Origin of the sequence: Pseudomonas sp. HMSC066A08 (assembly GCF_001813025.1) — a bacterium.
Lineage (GTDB): Bacteria > Pseudomonadota > Gammaproteobacteria > Pseudomonadales > Pseudomonadaceae > Pseudomonas > Pseudomonas aeruginosa.
Window position 1 is genome coordinate 1 of record NZ_KV811293.1, and the last position, 19,335, is coordinate 19,335.

At 69.0% G+C, this 19,335-nt stretch carries 17 protein-coding genes; 6 read left to right on the top strand and 11 right to left on the bottom strand.

Annotated elements, in window-relative coordinates; genetic code table 11:
- Positions 1-85: hypothetical protein (locus HMPREF2886_RS34990; protein WP_239667242.1), on the bottom strand; the 85-nt coding region annotated here is incomplete at its 3' end.
- An 86-nt stretch (positions 86-171) separates the two neighbouring features.
- Complete coding sequence (gene pedF / locus HMPREF2886_RS11565; RefSeq protein WP_003088533.1) at positions 172-609, bottom strand: cytochrome c-550 PedF; 438 nt, start codon at positions 607-609, stop codon at positions 172-174.
- 312 nt (positions 610-921) lie between these two features.
- Between pedF and exaA the strand changes: the two genes are divergently transcribed.
- Positions 922-2,793 carry a quinoprotein ethanol dehydrogenase gene (exaA, locus tag HMPREF2886_RS11570; RefSeq protein WP_042166140.1) on the top strand — a complete coding sequence of 624 codons (1,872 nt, stop codon included), beginning with the start codon at positions 922-924 and terminating at the stop codon, positions 2,791-2,793.
- Between the two features lie 53 nt (positions 2,794-2,846).
- Positions 2,847-3,497, top strand: a complete 651-nt coding sequence (locus tag HMPREF2886_RS11575) for a pentapeptide repeat-containing protein (RefSeq protein ID WP_033973864.1) — start codon at positions 2,847-2,849, stop codon at positions 3,495-3,497.
- Positions 3,498-3,523: 26 nt separating this feature from the next.
- On the opposite strand, the gene HMPREF2886_RS11580 is transcribed toward HMPREF2886_RS11575, so the two are convergent.
- From HMPREF2886_RS11580 to HMPREF2886_RS34595, 3 genes are read right to left on the bottom strand one after another with little or no spacing between them, the layout of a single operon-like run.
- A complete protein-coding gene (locus HMPREF2886_RS11580) occupies positions 3,524-4,201 on the bottom strand; it encodes a response regulator transcription factor (protein ID WP_033978648.1) in 678 nt (225 codons plus the stop codon).
- A gap of 12 nt (positions 4,202-4,213) precedes the next feature.
- Complete coding sequence (locus HMPREF2886_RS11585) at positions 4,214-4,864, bottom strand: sensor histidine kinase (protein ID WP_033973862.1); 651 nt, start codon at positions 4,862-4,864, stop codon at positions 4,214-4,216.
- An 8-nt stretch (positions 4,865-4,872) separates the two neighbouring features.
- The gene (locus HMPREF2886_RS34595; protein WP_003088510.1) at positions 4,873-5,013 is read right to left on the bottom strand and encodes a hypothetical protein; all 141 of its coding nucleotides are present in this window, start codon (positions 5,011-5,013) and stop codon (positions 4,873-4,875) included.
- A gap of 461 nt (positions 5,014-5,474) precedes the next feature.
- Here HMPREF2886_RS34595 and agmR point away from each other — a divergent pair, with 461 nt between their 5' ends.
- Together agmR and HMPREF2886_RS11595 are read left to right on the top strand one after the other, a co-directional pair.
- Positions 5,475-6,140 (top strand): response regulator AgmR, encoded by a 666-nt coding sequence (agmR, locus tag HMPREF2886_RS11590; RefSeq protein WP_003107754.1) that lies wholly within the window; start codon positions 5,475-5,477, stop codon positions 6,138-6,140.
- Between the two features lie 9 nt (positions 6,141-6,149).
- Positions 6,150-7,013, top strand: coding sequence for a DMT family transporter (locus HMPREF2886_RS11595; RefSeq protein ID WP_033978649.1), 864 nt, complete (start codon positions 6,150-6,152; stop codon positions 7,011-7,013).
- A 1-nt stretch (position 7,014) separates the two neighbouring features.
- Here HMPREF2886_RS11595 and nahK read toward each other — a convergent pair whose 3' ends face one another.
- From nahK to HMPREF2886_RS11620, 5 genes are all read right to left on the bottom strand, one after another.
- Positions 7,015-9,660 (bottom strand): hybrid sensor histidine kinase/response regulator NahK/ErcS', encoded by a 2,646-nt coding sequence (nahK, locus tag HMPREF2886_RS11600; RefSeq protein ID WP_079387679.1) that lies wholly within the window; start codon positions 9,658-9,660, stop codon positions 7,015-7,017.
- Positions 9,590-10,753 (bottom strand): nitric oxide-sensing protein NosP, encoded by a 1,164-nt coding sequence (gene nosP / locus HMPREF2886_RS11605; RefSeq protein WP_003106998.1) that lies wholly within the window; start codon positions 10,751-10,753, stop codon positions 9,590-9,592. The genes nahK and nosP overlap by 71 nt, the downstream gene beginning before the upstream one ends.
- A 102-nt stretch (positions 10,754-10,855) precedes the next feature.
- On the bottom strand, positions 10,856-12,055 hold the full coding sequence (locus HMPREF2886_RS11610; protein WP_003107001.1) for a porin: 1,200 nt from the start codon (positions 12,053-12,055) through the stop codon (positions 10,856-10,858).
- A gap of 266 nt (positions 12,056-12,321) precedes the next feature.
- Complete coding sequence (pqqF, locus tag HMPREF2886_RS11615) at positions 12,322-14,652, bottom strand: pyrroloquinoline quinone biosynthesis protein PqqF (RefSeq protein ID WP_070747382.1); 2,331 nt, start codon at positions 14,650-14,652, stop codon at positions 12,322-12,324.
- Positions 14,653-14,727: 75 nt separating this feature from the next.
- Positions 14,728-16,431, bottom strand: coding sequence for a phosphoethanolamine transferase (locus tag HMPREF2886_RS11620; protein WP_033973856.1), 1,704 nt, complete (start codon positions 16,429-16,431; stop codon positions 14,728-14,730).
- A gap of 525 nt (positions 16,432-16,956) precedes the next feature.
- Between HMPREF2886_RS11620 and brnQ the strand changes: the two genes are divergently transcribed.
- Together brnQ and HMPREF2886_RS11630 are read left to right on the top strand one after the other, a co-directional pair.
- Complete coding sequence (gene brnQ / locus HMPREF2886_RS11625; RefSeq protein ID WP_033978653.1) at positions 16,957-18,270, top strand: branched-chain amino acid transport system II carrier protein; 1,314 nt, start codon at positions 16,957-16,959, stop codon at positions 18,268-18,270.
- A 362-nt stretch (positions 18,271-18,632) separates the two neighbouring features.
- The gene (locus HMPREF2886_RS11630) at positions 18,633-18,872 is read left to right on the top strand and encodes a hypothetical protein (RefSeq protein ID WP_033973854.1); all 240 of its coding nucleotides are present in this window, start codon (positions 18,633-18,635) and stop codon (positions 18,870-18,872) included.
- Between the two features lie 66 nt (positions 18,873-18,938).
- Here HMPREF2886_RS11630 and HMPREF2886_RS11635 read toward each other — a convergent pair whose 3' ends face one another.
- Complete coding sequence (locus HMPREF2886_RS11635; protein WP_033973853.1) at positions 18,939-19,265, bottom strand: I78 family peptidase inhibitor; 327 nt, start codon at positions 19,263-19,265, stop codon at positions 18,939-18,941.
- Between the last annotated feature and the right edge of the window lie 70 nt (positions 19,266-19,335).

Genomic DNA, 19,335 nt, shown 5'->3' on the forward strand with positions numbered 1-19,335 from the left:
GCACGAACTCGCCGCCGATGTAGTTGCCGTAGCGAGGCTTGAAGGTGACGACGGCACCGGGGGTTCCGGGCGCTGCGTAGATCATGGCGAAGCTCTCCTGTGTGGTCGTTCCGCCGTGGCGCGGCGGACTCGTGCAAGGGCGCCGCGGTCGGCGGCGAAGGGTCGGGCGCGTCACTCGTCGACGTGCACGCTTTCCAGATAGCTGCGGATCGCCCAGAGGCCTTCCTGGCTGATGAAGTCGGCCATCTTCGGCATGTACACCGCGCCATCGCGCACCGCGCCGTTGATGACCCGCTCCTTGAACCATTCGTCGCCCTCGGCGCCGGTCTCCAGCAGGCGCAGGTCCGGGGCGATGCCGCCGGACTTGGCTTCCAGGCCGTGGCAGCGCGCGCAGTTCTGGTTGTAGGCGGAGGCGCCGATCTCGACGGCGAGGTCGTGCTTGGCGTAGGGCTCGCGGTAGGGGTTGGTGTCGCGCCATTCCTTGCCCAGCGGCTCGAGTCCCTTGGTGTCCACTGCCTGGGGGGTCACGTCGCCGTGGGCCAGCGCCAGGCTCGAGAGGCTGAGACCGGCCAGCACCAGCAGGCCGCGCAAGGCGTTGTTCTTGTTCATCACTTCATTCCTCCGGGGAGACAGGACAAGGCACGGGCGCCAAACGGCGCTCGTCGCCATCCTAGGAAGCTCCGCCGCGCGCCCGAATCCTGCTTTGGGCGTCCTCGCCTACTCCCTTCGGAGTAGAGCCTCGGAAGGCCTTACGGGGGGCTTTGGCAGCAAGTCCAAGTCATGCCCCGTCCGGGAAGTCTTCCCGGACGAATCGGGCGATCTTCCGTTCCCGTCGGCGCGCCCCGCTTCCACCATGAAGCCGCCGCGGCCCGAGCAGCGGCCTGCCGTTTCTCGACCCTCACTCCAAACGGGAACCCGATCATGACAACAAGAACCTCACCCGCCCCTGCCGGCCTCCTGCGCCCGAGCCTGCACTGCCTCGCCTTCGCCGTCGCCCTGGGCAGCGCTGGCGCCGCGCTGGCCAAGGATGTGTCCTGGGAGGACATCGCCAACGACGACAAGACCACCGGCGACGTGCTGCAGTACGGCATGGGCACCCACGCCCAGCGCTGGAGCCCGCTCAAGCAGGTCAACGCCGACAACGTGTTCAAGCTGACCCCGGCCTGGTCGTACTCCTTCGGCGACGAGAAACAGCGCGGCCAGGAGTCCCAGGCCATCGTCAGCGACGGCGTGATCTACGTGACCGCCTCCTACTCGCGTCTGTTCGCCCTCGACGCGAAGACCGGCAAGCGCCTGTGGACCTACAACCACCGCCTGCCCGACGACATCCGCCCGTGCTGCGACGTGGTCAACCGCGGCGCCGCGATCTATGGCGACAAGGTGTTCTTCGGCACCCTCGACGCCTCGGTGGTGGCGCTGAACAAGAACACCGGCAAGGTGGTGTGGAAGAAGAAGTTCGCCGATCACGGCGCCGGCTACACCATGACTGGCGCGCCGACCATCGTGAAGGACGGCAAGACCGGCAAGGTCCTGCTGATCCACGGCAGTTCGGGCGACGAGTTCGGCGTGGTCGGCCGCCTGTTCGCCCGCGATCCGGATACCGGCGAGGAAATCTGGATGCGTCCCTTCGTCGAAGGCCACATGGGCCGCCTGAACGGCAAGGACAGCACGGTAACCGGCGACGTGAAGGCGCCCTCCTGGCCGGACGATCGCAACTCGCCGACCGGCAAGGTCGAGTCGTGGAGCCACGGCGGCGGCGCTCCCTGGCAGAGCGCCAGCTTCGACGCCGAGACCAACACCATCATCGTCGGCGCCGGCAACCCCGGCCCGTGGAACACCTGGGCGCGCACCGCCAAGGGTGGCAACCCGCACGACTACGACAGCCTCTACACCTCCGGCCAGGTCGGGGTGGACCCGAGCAGCGGCGAGGTGAAGTGGTTCTACCAGCACACCCCCAACGACGCCTGGGACTTCTCCGGCAACAACGAACTGGTGCTGTTCGACTACAAGGCCAAGGACGGCAAGATCGTCAAGGCCACCGCCCACGCCGACCGCAACGGCTTCTTCTATGTGGTCGACCGCAGCAACGGCAAGTTGCAGAACGCCTTCCCCTTCGTCGACAACATCACCTGGGCCAGCCACATCGACCTGAAGACCGGCCGCCCGGTGGAGCGCGAGGGCCAGCGCCCGCCGCTGCCGGAACCGGGGCAGAAGCATGGCAAGGCGGTGGAAGTATCGCCGCCGTTCCTCGGCGGCAAGAACTGGAACCCGATGGCCTACAGCCAGGACACCGGCCTGTTCTACGTGCCGGCCAACCACTGGAAGGAAGACTACTGGACCGAGGAGGTCAGCTATACGAAGGGCAGCGCGTACCTGGGCATGGGCTTCCGGATCAAGCGCATGTACGACGACCACGTCGGCAGCCTGCGCGCCATGGACCCGGTCAGCGGCAAGGTGGTCTGGGAACACAAGGAACACCTGCCGCTCTGGGCCGGGGTGCTGGCCACCGCCGGCAACCTGGTGTTCACCGGCACCGGCGACGGCTACTTCAAGGCCTTCGACGCGAAGAGCGGCAAGGAGCTGTGGAAATTCCAGACCGGCAGCGGCATCGTCTCGCCACCGATCACCTGGGAACAGGACGGCGAGCAGTACCTCGGCGTGACCGTCGGCTACGGCGGCGCCGTGCCGCTGTGGGGCGGCGACATGGCCGACCTGACCCGGCCGGTGGCCCAGGGCGGTTCCTTCTGGGTATTCAAGCTGCCCAGCTGGGACAACCGCACCGCCAGCCGCTGATCCCCGCGCCGCGCCCTGCGGGGCGCGGCTTTCCCCGCCTGCGGAGTATCCCGATGAAGACCTTCCTCCTCTGCGCCGCCCTGCTCGGCGCCGGCCTGGCCCAGGCCGCCGACGACATCGACGACGACGTCCGCGTCATCGCCGGCTGCCGCCTGGAGCCCGGCGCGCGCTGCGCCAAGGCCGACCTGCGCGGCGCCGACCTGCGCAACCTCGACCTCGGCCGCATCGACCTGGCCGGCGCCGATCTCTCCGGCGCCGACCTGCGTCACGCCAGGCTCGACCTGGCCAACCTGGAAAAAGCCAACCTGCGTGGCGCCGACCTCACCCGCGCCAGCCTGCAGCAAGCCAACCTGCGCGGCGCCGACCTCTCCGGCGCCAGGGCGGTGGCGATCCAGGCCTGGGGCCTGTTCGCCCAGGGCGCCCAGTGGCAAGGCGCCGACCTCACCGCCGCCTACCTGGAGTTCGCCCGTCTCAGCGGTGGGCGCCTGCACCAGGCCACGCTGCGCGCCGCCGACCTGGAGATGACCTGGCTGTCCCGCGCCGATCTCAAGGGCGCCGACCTGCGCGACGCCAACCTGCAGGAAGTCAAGCTGGCCGAGGCCAACCTGGAGGATGCCGACCTGCGCGGCAGCAAGGTGCGCTTCGGCAACTTCCAGGGCAGCAACATGCAGGGTTGCAAGGACTGCCCCGCGGGCTGGCAGTGAAGCGCCGGACAGCAGCGACGGCGCCCCTACCCGAGGCTGCCGCGAGCCTCCTCGGCGAGCGGCAGCGGCAGGCCCAGCCGCAGCACGCCGCTGTCGATGGCCCGGTGCACCAGTTCCGCCTGGGTGCTCACCTGCAACTTCTGCTTGAGCAGGCTGACATGGTTGGACACGGTCTTGGCGCTTACCCCCAGGTGCTCGGCCACCTCGCGCAGGGCCAGGCCACGCGCGAGCAGGCGGAAGATCTCGAACTCGCGACGGGTCAGCCCGCGCAACGCTGCCCCGCCCTGCTCTCCCCACGACTGGCAGGCCAGGCGCGTGGCCAGCGGCTGCTCCAGATAGAGCTGGCCGGCGAGCACCCGCCGTATCGCCTCCAGCAGCACCGTCGGCGCCGCGCGCTTGGTCACGTAGCCGCGGGCACCGGCATCCAGCGCCTGGCGCACCAGGGCCAGTTCGTCGTGGAGGCTGAAGAACAGCACGCGCAACTGCGGCAGGCGCTGGCGCAGCCGGCGAGTCAGTTCCAGGCCGCTGATGCCCGGCAGGCCGAGATCGACGATGACCAGCGAAGGAATTTCCCGCTGCACCGCCTGCATGGCTTCTTCGCCATCGCCGGCCTCGCTCACCTCCACGTCGGGGAGCAGCCCGCGCAACAGCGCGGCCAGCCCTTCGCGGACCACGAAATGATCGTCCACCAGCAGGATCTTCATCGTCCTCTCCTCTCAGTCGCCGCGTTCCAGCGGCATCCGCAGGCGCAACGCCAGGCCCTGTCCGGGACGGCTGCGCAGGCTCAGTTCAGCGCCCAGGCAGCGCGCGCGCTGGCGCATCGAGTCCAGGCCGAAGCCGGGGGCCGGGTCCGCCGCGCAGCCGCGACCGTCGTCGCGTACGCTCAGGTAGAGAAAGCCGCCACGGCGTTGCAGGCGGATCCGCACGCGGCTGGCGCAGGCATGCCGGGCGACGTTGTTCAGCGCCTCCTGCAACAGGCGGTAGAGATGCGTCCCGGCCGCCGCATCCAGGGGCGGCAGCGGACCGCCCAGGCGCAGCTCGCAGGCGATGCCCTGGCCTCCCTGCCAGTCCGCCACGCAGGCGCGCAGCGCCTCGTCCAGCGACTGGCGTTGCAGGGCCGGCGGCGGTAGACCGCGCAGCAGCGCGCGGAAGCTGTCGTCCAGCCCCTGGCAGTAGCGCTCCAGGCGCGCCAGCGCCGGCTGCCCGTCGCCTGCCGTACAGCGCAGCAACAACAGTTGGGTGCGGATACCCGTCAGGTACTGGCCGATATCGTCATGCACCGCCTGGGCCAGCAAGCGCCGCTCGCGCTCCTGCACGGCGAGCAGCCAGCGGTACTCCGCCGGGCCGGCGGGTCGCAGGTCATCCATGGCGTGGCTCAGGGGGCGATCCGACAGGCCTGTCCGACGGCGCAGGCGGCGGGTCTTTCCTGGCCGAGGTGGCGGGAATAGAGAAAATCGAACCCGAGCAGGCTGAGGATCAGCAGGATGGGCAACACCAGGGTGACGGCGATGCGCATGGCGGCGACTCCTGTCCATTGTCGTTGTCGAGGCATGCTAGGACGCGCGGAGCCACGGCGTGCTACTACCTTGGTACTGCCGGGCCGCTACTTTTGCGCGGCCACCCGCCTCCAGCCGCCCCTGCGGGCGCCGCCGATGCAGCAGGAGCGCTGCGCAAGCGCCTGGTCCTGCTACTTTGGTACTGGTTCACCCCTCCGGACGTCGAATTTCCAAAGCAGCGCGCCTGCCCTGTAATGACGCATACAAGAAGAAACGACGAGAAGCCGCCATGCCCCGCCTTGCCTTGCCCCGCGTAGCGCCCGACTACCCTGCGGCGGTCCCGCCGCGGTACCGAGCTCGCCTTCTCCGCCCGCCCGCTGGGCTATCGCGCCCACGACTGCTACCGTGAGCGCATTCGCATCCGCCCGCGTGCCCCGAGCCGCCACCAGCCGCCCATAACGACAATAACGAGGTGCAGGCCATGTACAAGATCCTGATCGCCGACGACCACCCGCTGTTCCGCGAGGCCATCCACAACGTCATCGCCGACGGATTCCCCGGCAGCGAAGTGATGGAAACCGCCGACCTCGACAGCGCCCTGGGCCTGACCCAGGAACACGACGACCTCGACCTGATCCTGCTCGACCTGAACATGCCCGGCATGCACGGCCTCAACGGCCTGATGAACCTGCGCAACGAGGCCCCGACCATTCCCGTGGTGATCGTCTCCGCCGAGCAGGACAAGCAGGTGGTGCTACAGGCCATCACCTACGGCGCGGTGGGCTTCATCACCAAGTCCTCGCCGCGCGCGCAGATGACCGAAGCCATCGAGCAGATCCTCAACGGCAACGTCTACCTGCCCTCGGACGTGATCCGCACCCAGAAGAGTTCGCCGCGCCGCAGCGGCCACGAAGAACACGGCATCTCCCCGGAACTGCTCCAGGCCCTGACCCGCAAGCAGCTGCTGGTGCTGGAGCGGATGACCAAGGGCGAGTCGAACAAGCAGATCGCCTATAACCTGGACATCGCCGAGACCACGGTGAAGGCGCACGTTTCGGCGATCCTGCGCAAGCTCAAGGTACACAACCGGGTCCAGGCGATCCTCAGCGCCGGCGACATCGACTTCGCCGCCTACCTGCGCCGCTGAGACCCGCCGATGCCCGACCGCCGCACCCTGCTGCTCACCGTCCTGGCGATGCTGGCCTTCGCCGGCAATTCGTTGCTCTGCCGCGCAGCGCTGAAGGACACCGCCATCGACGCGGTCAGTTTCACCGCCCTGCGTCTCTTCTCCGGCGCCCTCATGCTCGCCGTCCTGCTGCATCTGCGCCGGCGCCCGGCCACGCCCGCGCGCGGCGGCTGGCGCGGGGCGGCGGCGCTGTTCGTCTACGCGGCCGCGTTCTCCTACGCCTATGTGCAGCTGGACGCCGGCACCGGCGCGCTGCTGCTGTTCGGCGCGGTACAGGTCACCCTGCTGCTGGCCGGCCTGCTGCGCGGCGAACGGCTGGGCGGACAGGCGCTGCTCGGTTTCCTGCTGGCCCTGGGCGGCCTGCTGTTCCTGTTGCTCCCCGGAGCCAGCGCGCCGCCGCTGGGCGGTGCCCTGCTGATGCTCCTCTCCGGCCTCGCCTGGGGCCTCTATACCCTGCTCGGCCGCGGCGGCGGCGATCCGCTGGCGGTCAGCGCCGGCAACTTCCTGCGTGCCCTTGCCTTCGCCGCCCTGCTGCTCCTGGCATTCCACGGGCAGTTGCGGCTGGACGGCGCCGGACTGGCCTATGCGCTGCTTTCCGGCGCCTTCGCCTCCGGCCTCGGCTACGCCGTCTGGTACGGCGCACTACCGGGGCTGACGGCGATCCAGGGCGCCTCGGTGCAACTCAGCGTGCCGGTGCTCGCCGCCCTCTGCGGCGCCCTGCTGCTCGGCGAGCCGCTCGCCCCGCGACTGCCGCCGGCGACCCTGGCGGTGCTCGGCGGGATCGCCCTGATCCTCGCACCGCGCCTGGGCCGCGCGGCGCGCGAAGGCGCCTGAATCAGGCCGAGGCTTCGCGCTCCAGCAAGTGGCAGAGCGCGGTCTTCAGCTTCATCGGCCGCACCGGCTTGTGCATCAGGGTATGGCCAAGCTCGCGGACCTGCTGCTTGAGCTCGTTGCTGTAGTTGGCGGTGATCATCAGCGCCGGCAGCGGCGAGCCGCGCCGGGCGTTGATCGCGGCGACCGCGTCGACGCCGTTGCGCTGGTCGTCGAGGTGATAGTCGACGATCAGCAGGTCGGCCTCGGCATGGTAGTTGTCGACCTGTCGCGCCAGGTCTTCCTCCGACAGCGCCGTCACCACCCGGCAGCCCCAGGCTTCGAGCAACGTGCGCATGCCTGCGCAGATCGCCGCATCGTTGTCCAGCACCCACACCCGCGAACCACGCAGGCGCTCGCGCAGGTCGTCCGCGCTGGCCAGCGGCTCGGCCCGACTGCGCGGGGCATGGCGGGCCAGCGGCACTTCGATGGCGAAGCACGAGCCCTTGCCCGGCAGCGAGCCGACCCGGACCCGGTGGCCGAGCATGCGGGCGATCTTGTCGACGATCGCCAGTCCCAGGCCGAGCCCCCGGTCCTGGTGGCAACGCTGCGACTCGCCGCGCTTGAATTCCTGGAAAATCTCGCCGAGCTTGTCGGCGGCGATGCCCACCCCGGTGTCCCAGACCTCGATCGACAGGCGCTGCCGATGCCGGCGGCAACCCAGCAGCACGCGCCCTCGCGGGGTATAGCGAATGGCGTTGGAAAGCAGGTTGCGGAGGATTCGCGCGAGCAGTTGCTGGTCGCTGCGGACCAGCGCCCCGCAGGCCACGAAGTCCAGGCGTAGCCCTTCGCTGGCGGCTACCTGGCGGTACTCCGCGGCCAGGTTGCCGAGCAGTTCGCCAAGCTCGAACGGAGCGATGTCCGGGGTGATCACGCCGGCGTCCAGCTTGGAAATGTCCACCAGGGTGCCGAGCAGGTTCTCCACGTCCTCCAGTGAATGACTGATGTTGTTCACCAGCGCCTCGTTGTCCCGTGCCGCGCTGCCGCGCTCCTGCAAGGCGCTGGTGAACAGCCGCGCGGCGTTCAGCGGTTGCAGCAGGTCGTGGCTGACCGCCGCGAGGAACTTGGTCTTCGACAGGTTGGCCTGCTCCGCCTCGCGCTTGGCCTCGCGCAGGCGCGCCTCGACCTGGCTGCGCTCATGGATCTCGCGCTTGAACTGGTCGTTGAGGGTGGTCAGTTCGGCGGTCCGCTCGCGCACCCGCTGTTCGAGGTTCTGGTAGGCCTGGTGCAGCGCCTCGGCGGTACGCCGGCGCTCGGTGATATCCCGGATCAGCACGAACAGCCCGGCGACCCTGCCGTCGGCCTGGCGGTTCGGCACGTAGGAGCGCTGCATGTAGCGTTCCTCGCCGGACAACGCGGTCTCGGCGATCTCGAAGGTCACGCTTTCGCCGGCCAGGGCCCGCTCGAAGTACGGCTCCAGGCGCCGGCAGTGCTCGGCGCCATGCACGTCGCGCAGGCAGCGGCCGAGCATCGAGCCGCTGGGCCAGCGGTACCACTCCTCGTAGACCTTGTTGGTGAATTCGTAGACCAGTTCGTCGCTGAGATAGGCGATCAGCGCCGGCACCTGGTCGGTGATCAGGCGGATCCAGCGCTCGCTGGCGCGCAACGCCTCGGCGTGGCGATAGCGCTCGGTAATGTCGGTGAAGGTGTTGACGAAGCCGCCGGTGGGCAGCGCGTGGGTACGGATCTCCAGCACCCGGCCATCGAACAGGCGCTGCTCGCGGGCGCTCAGCGGACTCCCCTGGGAGTCCCGGCTGCGCGGCGTGAGCAACGGCAGTTCGCTCTCCGCCATGACTTCGGCGAAGGCCCGGTGCCCGGCGATCGGGGCCAGCCCGCAGAGCTCCAGGAAGCGCCGGTTCCACAACTCCAGCACGCCGTCGGCGCCGACCATCGCCACGCCCTGGGAGAGATTGTCCACCGCCCGCTGCAACAGGTGCGACTTCTGCGCCAGCGCCTGCTCGCGGCGCGCGGTCTCGCTGAGCTTGATCTCGGTGACGTCGCTGTAGAGCACCGCCAGCCCGCCGTCGCGGGTCGGTCGCTCGCTCATCCGCAGCCAGCGCTCGTCGCGCAGGCGGTACAGGGTCTGCTGGTCGCCGCCGCGCTGCTCCTCGACGATCAGCCCGCCGCTACGCGCCAGCCGGTGCAGTTCGGCGCGACGCATGCCAGGACCGATCCGTGCCCGGCTGTCGACCCACAGCGCGCGGAAGCGCTCGTTGAACAATACGATGCGTTGCTGCGGATCGAACAGGACGAAGGCGTCGGAGATGCTTTCGATGGCGTCGAGCAGATGCTGGTGGGCGGTCTCGGCACGCAGACGGGCGTCGCTGAGCAACTGGTTGCTGGCCTTCAGTTCGAGCATTGCCTGGCTCAGCGCGTCGGTGCGCTCGCGGACCTGCTCGGCCAGCACCACGGAATACTGGAAGGCGCCGTAGGCATCGTCGCTCTGCGCGGCGCTCGACTCGATGCGTCCGATCAGCGCCTGGTTGATCCGCTGCAACTTGTGCCGCTCTTCTTCGAGGGCGACGACCCGCGCCTGCAGCTCAGCGACGGACACCTCCGCGGGGTCGGCCAATGGCGACCCCGGTGAAGGTCTGGTTGATATGCATGCCATTGAATTGCTCTCCGTAGGTGTTGAAGCCGATCACCTGCTGGCTGCGGAGAAACGCGGCGGTAGCTTGCGTGTCGCCGCCGACCTCCAGCTCCAGGCGCCGCAGGAAGCAGTCGCAACCGATGGTCAGCAACGGCGGTCCGAGGCGCTCGTGGAGGCGACGGAACTGCGCCTCCAGGTTGGGCAACAGCGGGCCGGTGCTCATCGCGGTGAGGACGATGCCGTTCTCCACCGCACAGTAGAACGTCAGGCTCAGGTCCTCGTTGGCCTGCTGGATCGAGCGCACGTAATAGCGTTCGTCGACCCGCACCGCCAGCGGATGCGCGGAGAACAGGGCGAAATCCAGCGCCTGCGGCGCCACCCCGACCAGCCGGGCATATTCCAGCGCCGCCGGCTCGGCGTTGAGTTCGTGGACCCGTCGGCTGCCGCTGTCGGCGCGGGTCACCACCAGCTTCTCGGCGCGCGGCACCACGTGATGGGTGGTGAAGACCTCGAAGTCCAGCCAGGTGTTGACCAGCACCACTACTGCCGCCCCGGTATGGAACTGGCCCTGGTGGTAGACATGGGTGTGGGTCAGGTGCCGGTCGTCGCCGGCCGAGCCGCCGAAATGCGGGATCGCGCCGAGCGCCGCGCCAAGCGCGGCGAGCACCACCTCTTCGCGGCTGGACAGGCCGTCGAGCAAGGTCAGGGCGAAACTGTGGTCCTTGATCGGCGCCAGGCCGCCGCGGCGACAGCCGGCCACCAGGGTCTCGACCATCTGCTGCGCGTCCAGCAGGCTGAAGCGCTCCATTTCGTCGATCAACGCGCTGCTGATGGCGAAGCTGCGCACGTCGAAGCCCACCGCGCTGACGCAGCCGCGCCCGTAGCCCGCCGGAGTGATCTCGCCGGCTGTGGTGCAGCCGACCAGGTCGATGCCGCCGAAGTAGCGTTCGAGCATCTCGGCAAGGGCCGGCAGGTCGTATTCCGCGGAACAGAAGAACAGCACGAAGCCCAGGTGCGGATGGATAAGCTGGCGCGCCAGGTCCTGGGCCACCACCTCGACGTCGCGGGCGCTGGACATACCCCTGCAGACCCCTTCCCCCTGCCCTTCGTACATGCCCGCTCCCCCGTCGTTCCGCCTCGCCAGCATTCTACGAAGGGCGCCGCCGCGGCCCCTATCCTACTTGGGTCGCGGCGGGGTCCTTCGAAAGTAGCGGTATCACCAGTTCAGTACGGCGCCGAGGGCCACGGTGTCGGTGTCCTCGTCGAGCGCGGCACCGTCGCGCCCGTCGATCCGGTAGCGGTTGAGTTCGGCGACCAGCTTGAGGTTGTCGTTGATCGTGCGGAAATAGGCGATGCCGCGACTCTCGTAGTCGGCCGCGGAACCCAGGCCGTTGCCGTCGTCGACGGTCTTGCCGTAGGACAGCGCCAGGCGGTTCTTGCCCCATGAGTACGAGCCCTGCAGCAATGCGCCGCGGCTGTCCACCTCGCGTAGCGCGGCTTCGCCGGCGTTGTTGGTGAAGAAGGGATTGATGCCCTTGGCGGTGAACCCCGAACCGGTCACGGAGAAACCGCCCATCTTCACCTGCAAGCCATAGCCGACACCCTTGGAAGTCACGCTGTCGACGCTGTCGCTGGTGTTCTTCGAAGTCTGGTAGCCGCCGTTGATCCAGCTGTAGACCTGCGCCCCGGCCAGGTCGAACTGGTAGCTGACCTCGCTCTCGTAGCGCGGGTTGTCCTGGTAGGCCTTGTCGTCGAGGCCGTCGCTGGCGTCTTTGTCGATCTGGTTGGAGTCGATCGGGTCGAGGATGCCCACGGCGATGCGCAGGCCGGGCAGCAGGTTGTTGTTGCGGTAGGTGATCTGCGAAGTGGGGAACGGGTACGGATAGCCGGTACCGATGTTGCCGAAGGAGACGCCCTTGCCGTCCACCAGGCCGAGGGTGTCGCTGGGGTTGCCGAAACCGGCCAGCAGTTCATCGAGGAAGATGTTCGAGCGCGAGAACAGGCCGAAGTCCTTGCCGATCAGCACCTCGCCCCAGTCGCCGGCGACCGTGCCGTAGAACTGACGGACGTCGATGGCGGTATCGGTGCCGTCGGTCTCGCTGTCGTTGATGGTCACCCAGAAGGAGGCGCGACCGCCGAGGCTCAGCTCGTCGACCTTCCTGCCGAAGTTGAAGCCGATGTAGTTCGGCAGGAATCCCATCTTCACCCGCGACTGGCGGCGATCGTAGGTCTCGCCCTGGCGGTCGACGTCGCTGTTGACGTAGAAGGCGTTGAAGTAGCCGTCGGTGGAAAAGGTGGTCTCGTCCTTGTCGTACAGCAGGATATCGGCGGCGGCCGGTTGCAGGCCGCCCAGGGCACCCAGCGAGGCCAGGGTCAGCGGCAGGATTCGGCGAACGGCGGTGTTGTTCTTGTTCATGGCGCACTCCGCGAGGTGAAACGACCGGGCCGGTCGTGGCGGAGCCGATTATCGAAACCGGGAAAGCCCGGCCATACGCTTCCTTGGGCCTGCTTCGACGCTTCTTCATGGTGGGCGCGGGTGCCGCTGCGCAAGGCGCGGGCAGCGCTCCTCCGGCAGTAGCGCAACCTTGGTCGCGGCGGGAGCGCCACCGAAGCAGCGCGGCTTTCGACCTAACGCCGCAGTGATGCCGGCAAGGCTGTCGTCGGGTTACCGCGTGGCTCGCTTCAGCGCCGGCTGGAAAGCACCCACCAGCCGCCGCGCGCCTCCAGCAGCCGGGCCTGGGCCGCGAGCAGGTCGTCGCCGCTCAGGCCGAGGGCAGCCTCGGCGAGCAGCCGGGAGCGACCGGCGCCACCGCCAAGGTGCTCCGCCCAGGCGCGCCGTGCTCGCTCGGCGAAGCTACCCGGCGCTCGACGCAGGTCGTCGGCGAGGGCTTCGCGCAGGCTGGCCAGGCGTTGCGCCGGCAGTCGCGCGAGCGTCTCGACGGAGCGCTGGAGGAAGGTCTCCATATGCTCCAGCAGGCGCTCCGGGCAGGCCCGCGGGGATTGCGCGGCGAACAGCAGGCCGCGCCGGGCGCCGACCTCGCGGAAGCCGCAGAACAGCGCATAGCCCAGTTGCAGCTCGTCGCGCAGGCGCCGCTGGAAAGCTGGCTCGTGCAGGCGCGCCAGCAGGCGCCAGGCCGCCTCCATCGGCACTTCCGGCGTGGGCAGCGGACAGAACAGCAGCAACGCCGACTCGCCGTCCACGGCCAGTTCGCGGCGATGCCGTCCGGGCCTCGGCGGCAGAGGCTCCAGGCGCTCGCCGGCAGCCTGGCCGGGCATCCATCGTGGATCTGGCATCGCGGCCTGCATGACCAGGCCGTCCCAGCGCGTCCGCCGCCAGTCGTCGTCGACCTCCGCCAGCGGCTCGCCGAATACGCCGGGCAAGGCGTCCAGCAATTGCCGGATCGGCAGGCCAGTGGCGCTGCGGCGCCGCTCGGCGGAGGACAGACGCTCGCCGCTTGCGCGCCAGTCGGCCGGCGCCGCGAGGAGCCGGGCCAGGGCCGGGCGCACGGCGGCCTCGAGGCGATCGCGCGGACCGAGCAGGCGCAGCGACCAGTCTTCGCCGAGCGCCTCCAGGCCCATCTCCACACCCCCCAGGCGCGCCTGGCCGCACAGCGGACGCAACGCCTGGTACAGCGCCAGGAAGCGTGACCGTGCGGGCACGCCGGGAAAGCGCCAGCGCAGGAACAGCGCGCCCTCGGCGGCGGCACTCGGCGGCGACGGCAGTTCGAAGCGCCAGGCATGCCGCTGCGCGGCCAGCGGCGGCGCTGCGGCAACCGGCGCCACGCTCAGGCGGAAGCCCGCCGACCAGCGCGCTTCGGCGCCGTCGAGTTCGCTGTCCAGGTGCAGCCGCAGGCAACGGTCGGCGCGCAGCGCGTCCAGGCAGGCCGGGCGAATCTCCGCTGGCAGGCCGAGAACGCGCTGGCGTAGTCGCTCCAGCGGTGCAGCGGGCTCCGCCAGCAACGGCCGGCGCGCCGCCAGCAGGCTGGCGGCATCGTCGCGCAGGGCGCCCAGCCAGTCGAAAAAGGCCGCCTCCAGCGCCGCCGCCGCGCTGCCGTCGAACAGTTCGAAGGTCAACGCCAGGAGCGCCTGCCGCGCGTCCCGATGGACCACCCGCAGCGCCACCGATTCGCCCAGGCCCTGTTCGCCGAGTGCCGCCAGCAACCCGCCCGGCGAGCGATCGCCGAGCAATTCGGCGAACGCCAGCAGGGTCTGCTCGTCGGCCTCCCGCAAAGCGTCGAGGGCAAAGCCCAGCACCAGCCGCGGCGGTCCCAGCAGGCGCAGCGCCAGCGCTTCGCCGGCGAAGGGCAGCAACGGCGGCGGCGGCGGACTCGCGCCTGGCGTGCGGCCCGGCAGGCCGGCGCAGGCACGCTGCGCCAGCCTCTCCAGCTCGTCCAGTGCCTGCGGCCCTTGCAGCCATAGTTGGCAATTGCCGGCGTGATAGTGGGCGGCATGGAACTCGCGCAGGGCCCGCTGGAACGCATCGTTCTCCAGGGCCAGGCTGTCGCGGCGCCCGGCAACGAAACGCCGCAAGGGATGCCCGGCGGGCAGGCCGAGGGCCAGCGCCGCGTCGATCAGGGTCTGTTCGTCGGCCGAGCGCGCCAGGTATTCGGCCTCGAGTACTTCGCGCTCGCGCCGTTGCGCATCGATGTCCAGCAAGGGGCGGGCGAGCATGTCGATCAGCCGTGCCAGACCGGCGCCAAGGTGCTCCGCCGTCACCTCGAAGAAATAGTCGGTGGTCCTGCCCCGGGTGCTGGCGTTGACCTGGCCGCCGCGCACCTGCAACCACGGCATGAGGCGCTCGTCGCCGGGAAACGCCGCGCCGCCGAGAAACGACAGGTGCTCGAGGAAGTGTGCCAGGCCGGGATGCGCGTTCGGCTCGTCGTGGCTGCCCGCCGCCACCCGCAGCCAGGCAGCGGCGCGCGATGCCGCCGGGTCATGCGTCAGGTGCAGGCGCAGGCCGTTGGGCAGCACGCAGGCGCGGCTCCGGGGGTGATGTTGGGCGTGGCGATCCATGGGCATCCTCGCGGGTTCGAGGCTGAACCTTACCCTTCCGCGAGGCGAAGGAAATAGTCCTTTCGCCGGGTCGTATCAGGAAGCCGGCGGCTCCTGGCCAGACGCTTCCTCGGAGTACAGCGCCCGTCCGCCGTCCGCCTTGAGCGCCTGGAGAACCTCCGGCGCACGGCACGGGGCGAACAGGTCGAGGCCGGGATCGTAGGCGCCGGTGCGCACCTCCAGCAAGCCGAGCATCGAGTGGAACAGGTTGTCCTGGGACAACTCCTCGTCGCTGCGCTGGCGCAGGCAGCCACTGTCGAGGCCGAAGGCGCTCTGGTAGCCGGGCGAGAACCAGGCCAGCATGCCGACGTGCTTCTGCTGGTCCGGCGCCAGCAGGTAAGGCGTGCCATGCAGGTAAAGGTTGTACTCGCCGAGCGACTCGCCATGGTCGGAGAGGTAGAGCATGCCGGTATCGATGCGCTCTTCGTTCTTGCGCAGCAGGTCGATCAGGCTGGCCAGCACGTGGTCGGTGTACAGCAGGGTGTTGTCGTAGCCGTTGATGATGCTGTCCCGCGAGCAGGCGCTGAAGTCGTTGCTGGCGCAGACCGGGGTGAACTTCTCGTACTCCCTGGGATAGCGCTTGAAGTAGGCCGGGCCGTGGCTGCCCATCTGGTGCAGGACCAGCACGGTGTCCTGTTGCAGCCCGTCGATGAAGGCCTGCAAGTCGCGCAGGAGGATCTCGTCATGGCACTCGCCGCCGGCGCACAGGGCCGGATCCTTGCTCTCGCTCAGGTCCTGGAAGGCGACGCGGTCGCAGGTGCCCTTGCAGCCGGACTGGTTGTCCCGCCACAGGACCCGCAGGCCTGCGCGCTGCAACACATCGAGAAGGCCTTCCTGGGTGCGCGCGCGAGCGTCGCTGTAGTCCGCGCGGCCCAGGTTGGAGAACATGCAGGGCACCGACACCGCGGTCTCGGTACCGCAGGAGTGCACGTTGGAGAAGTTGATCAGGCCCTCCTCGGCCTTCAGCCGTGGGTTGGTCTCGCGAGCGTAGCCGTTGAGGCCGAAGTTCTGCGCCCGCGCGCTCTCACCCACCACCAGCACGGTCAGCGACTTGCGCGCATGGCCCTGCCACAGGGCGGCGCGCCGGGCATCGATGGCGATCGGCCGGAGCGGCTGGCTGGCGGCCTGGGCCTGGCCCTTGGCGTAGCCGATGGCGGCGCCGACCAGATTGCTCGGAGTGACCTGCAGGCGCAGTTCCTTGTTGTTGCGGAACAGCGAGGACAGCCCCTGGTAATTGGCCAGCGCCACCCCGGCGAGCAGGGCCAGGCAGGCGAGCGCTACCAGCAGCTTGCTCAGCAGCTCGCGTGGCCACGGCCGGTAGCGCACCGGCGTGCGCCACAGCAGCCAGACCGGCAGCGCGCCAAGCAACGCCAGGTAGACGGCGAGCTTCGGCGAAAGCAGGTCGGCGACCTCGGCCGGGTTGGTCTGCATGACGTTGCGCAGCATCCCGACGTCCATCAGCACGCCGTACTGGGTCATGAAGTAGGTGGTGCCGGCGGCCGCCAGGATCAGCAGGGTCAGCGCCGGCTTGAGCAGCCAGCGGAACGCCAGCAGGGTCAGAGCCAGGTTGAAGATCGCGGCGATCATCAGGCCGACCGCCAGCATCATGCCGAGGCCCTGCCAGCCCGCCGGGGTGATCGCCAGCAGGCGCTGCCACAGCGGCAGGTTGTAGAACAGCAGGAAGGCGAGGCTGACCAGCAGAGTCAGCAGTTCGGGACGGACGGCGCGGGCTTTCGACATGGGCATGGATCTTCACTGACTTCCGGGTTGCCGTGCGCAGCGTTGCCCCTGGCAGCACTCGACGACGGCGGCAGTCTGCTCGGCGATCCGTCAATCTTTCGTGAAGAATACCTACAGAAAACGTAACCCTCCGGAAGCGCCGCAGCCCTTGTATTCCGGGGCTTTCAGCCGGATTGCAAAAAGTTCGCGGGAAGCTTGCCGGGCGTTCTCCGGGTTCGCCGGCATCCTCCCGCATGGCGCCGCCGATGCGAGCGGAAGACAGCAAGCGGCAAGGAACGCGGAGCGCTCCGGCGCCGACACCTACGGACTGTTCTGATTGCGACGTCGTTTTTCAACAAAAGGACAGCCAGACCAATGTCTATCCCGCGACCCCGGCATTTTCGTTAGCATGCCAAGTTTCCGGCCCGGCTCCCACAAGGACGGCGGCCGCCTCCCCTGCTCGTCCCATCCAGATGAGTGCCGTTTCCCCTACCCCCCGGGAAACCCTTCTGTGAATTTCCTCGAGCAGCGCGGTACCTCTCCAGCATGAACGCTTTGAAAGGCCGGGACATCCTGGCGCTTGGTTTTATGACCTTTGCCCTGTTCGTCGGGGCCGGCAACATCATCTTCCCGCCCATCGTCGGCTTGCAGTCCGGCCCCCATGTGTGGCTGGCGGCACTGGGCTTCCTGATCACCGCGGTGGGGCTGCCGGTGATCACCGTGATCGCCCTGGCCAAGGTCGGCGGTTCGGTCGACGCCCTCAGCCATCCGATCGGCAGGTATGCCGGCGGCCTGCTGGCGGCGGTCTGCTACCTGGCGGTCGGCCCGCTGTTCGCCATTCCGCGCACCGCCACGGTGTCCTTCGAGGTCGGCGTGGTGCCGCTGCTCGGCGAGAGCGGCACGGCGCTGTTCGTCTACAGCCTGGCGTACTTCCTCCTCGCCCTGGCCATCTCCCTCTACCCCGGTCGCCTGCTGGACACCGTCGGACGCTTCCTCGCCCCGCTGAAGATCCTCGCCCTGGCGATCCTCGGCGCCGCCGCCTTCCTCTGGCCCGCCGGCCCGATCGGCACGGCCCAGCCGGAGTACACCCAGGCCGCGTTCTCCCAGGGTTTCGTCAACGGCTACCTGACCATGGACACCCTCGCCGCACTGGTCTTCGGCATCGTCATCGTCAACGCCATCCGTTCCCGCGGCGTGCAGTCGCCGCGGCTGATCACCCGCTACGCCATCGTCGCCGGGCTGATCGCCGGTGTCGGCCTGGTGCTGGTCTACGTCAGCCTGTTCCGGCTCGGCGCCGGCAGCCATGCCATCGCCGCCGACGCCAGCAACGGCGCGGCGGTCCTGCACGCCTACGTGCAACATACCTTCGGCAGCCTCGGCAGTTCGTTCCTGGCGGGACTTATCGCGCTGGCCTGCCTGGTCACCGCGGTCGGCCTGACCTGCGCCTGCGCCGAGTACTTCTGCCAGCGCCTGCCGCTGTCCTACCGCAGCCTGGTGATCATCCTGGCAGGGTTCTCCTTCATCGTTTCCAACCTCGGCCTGACCAAGCTGATCCAGGTCTCGATTCCGGTGCTCACCGCGATCTATCCGCCGTGCATCGTGCTGGTGGCGCTGAGCTTCTGCATCGGCCTCTGGCATTCGGCGACGCGCATCCTCGCCCCGGTGATGCTGGTCTCCCTGGCGTTCGGCGTGCTCGATGCCCTGAAGGCGGCAGGCCTGGGCCAGGACTTCCCGCAATGGCTGCTGCACCTGCCGCTGGCCGAACAGGGCCTGGCCTGGTTGATCCCCTCGGTCGCCACCCTCGCCGCCTGCAGCCTGGTCGACCGCCTGCTGGGCAAGCCTGCGGAAGTCGCGGCCTGATCCTCCCCCGGCGCCGCGCCTGCGCCCCCACCGGGGCGGAGGCGCAGAACGGCGGATGACACCGCCGGCATCGTTCGCCCTGCGCCCTCTCATCGAATGTCTCTCCTACGCCGGCACACGGCACGCGAGCGCGCCATTATGCCGGCTCGCGGCAGAGGTGGCGCACGCTCCAGCTTCCGCTCTTCAACCCCTCCCGCTGCCGCCCCCTGCCTCTTCCTACGCCGGGAATAACCTCGGAAGCAGGAGTTCTTCCCGCGTTCGGCCAGGCGAATAAGCACTATCGAGCGGGATGATTTCTAGCGCCGCGGCGCCGTTGTTAGCCTTTCGACCATTCCCCGGGAAACCGAATCCAGGAGCCGGTCATGGCCAAGACACTCATCAGCGTACTGTTCCTCTCCCTCGCCCTGCTCGGCTGCGCCAGCGACTACAACCCTTCGCGCCCCTACGGCGACGACGAGGTCCGCCAACTGGCGCTGGAAGACCTGGCTCGACGCAGCCTGTCGTTCGAGGAATACCAGGCCAAGCGTCAGGCGATTCTCGAGGAAAAACCGCAAACCGCCGTCAGCCAGTCCAACGCCGCCCTCCGCAGTACCGCCATCTGAGGCCTCTTCGAACGGCCAAGAGAAAGCCCCGCGATGCGGGGCTTCTTCGTATTCGGGGCTGGGCGGTCAGCCGCAGGACAGGCGCTTGATCACCAGCGTGTCGTCGACATCGATGTTCAGCCGGCGCGGGTTGTAATCCATGGTCACCGCATCGTGCGGGCGCAGCGCCCGGGCGACTTCCGCGCCGGCGGCGCGGCGGGCCTCCTCGACGATGGCCGCGGAAGCCTGCTTGCCGACATAGGCCTGCACCGCGCTGGCATCGCAACGGCCATCCGCTGCCGGGGTGGCCGCGGGCGCGCTGGCGCCTTCGGTGGACGGGCCGTCGCCGTTGCTGCTGCAACCGGCGAGCAGGGCCGCGAGAACGAGTGCACTGGAAAACTGCTTCAAAGGCATACCGCCTCCTCTGATCTTCTGGGATCGCCACCTTACCAGTGGCATGGGTTTCCTGGCGAAACTGCAATCC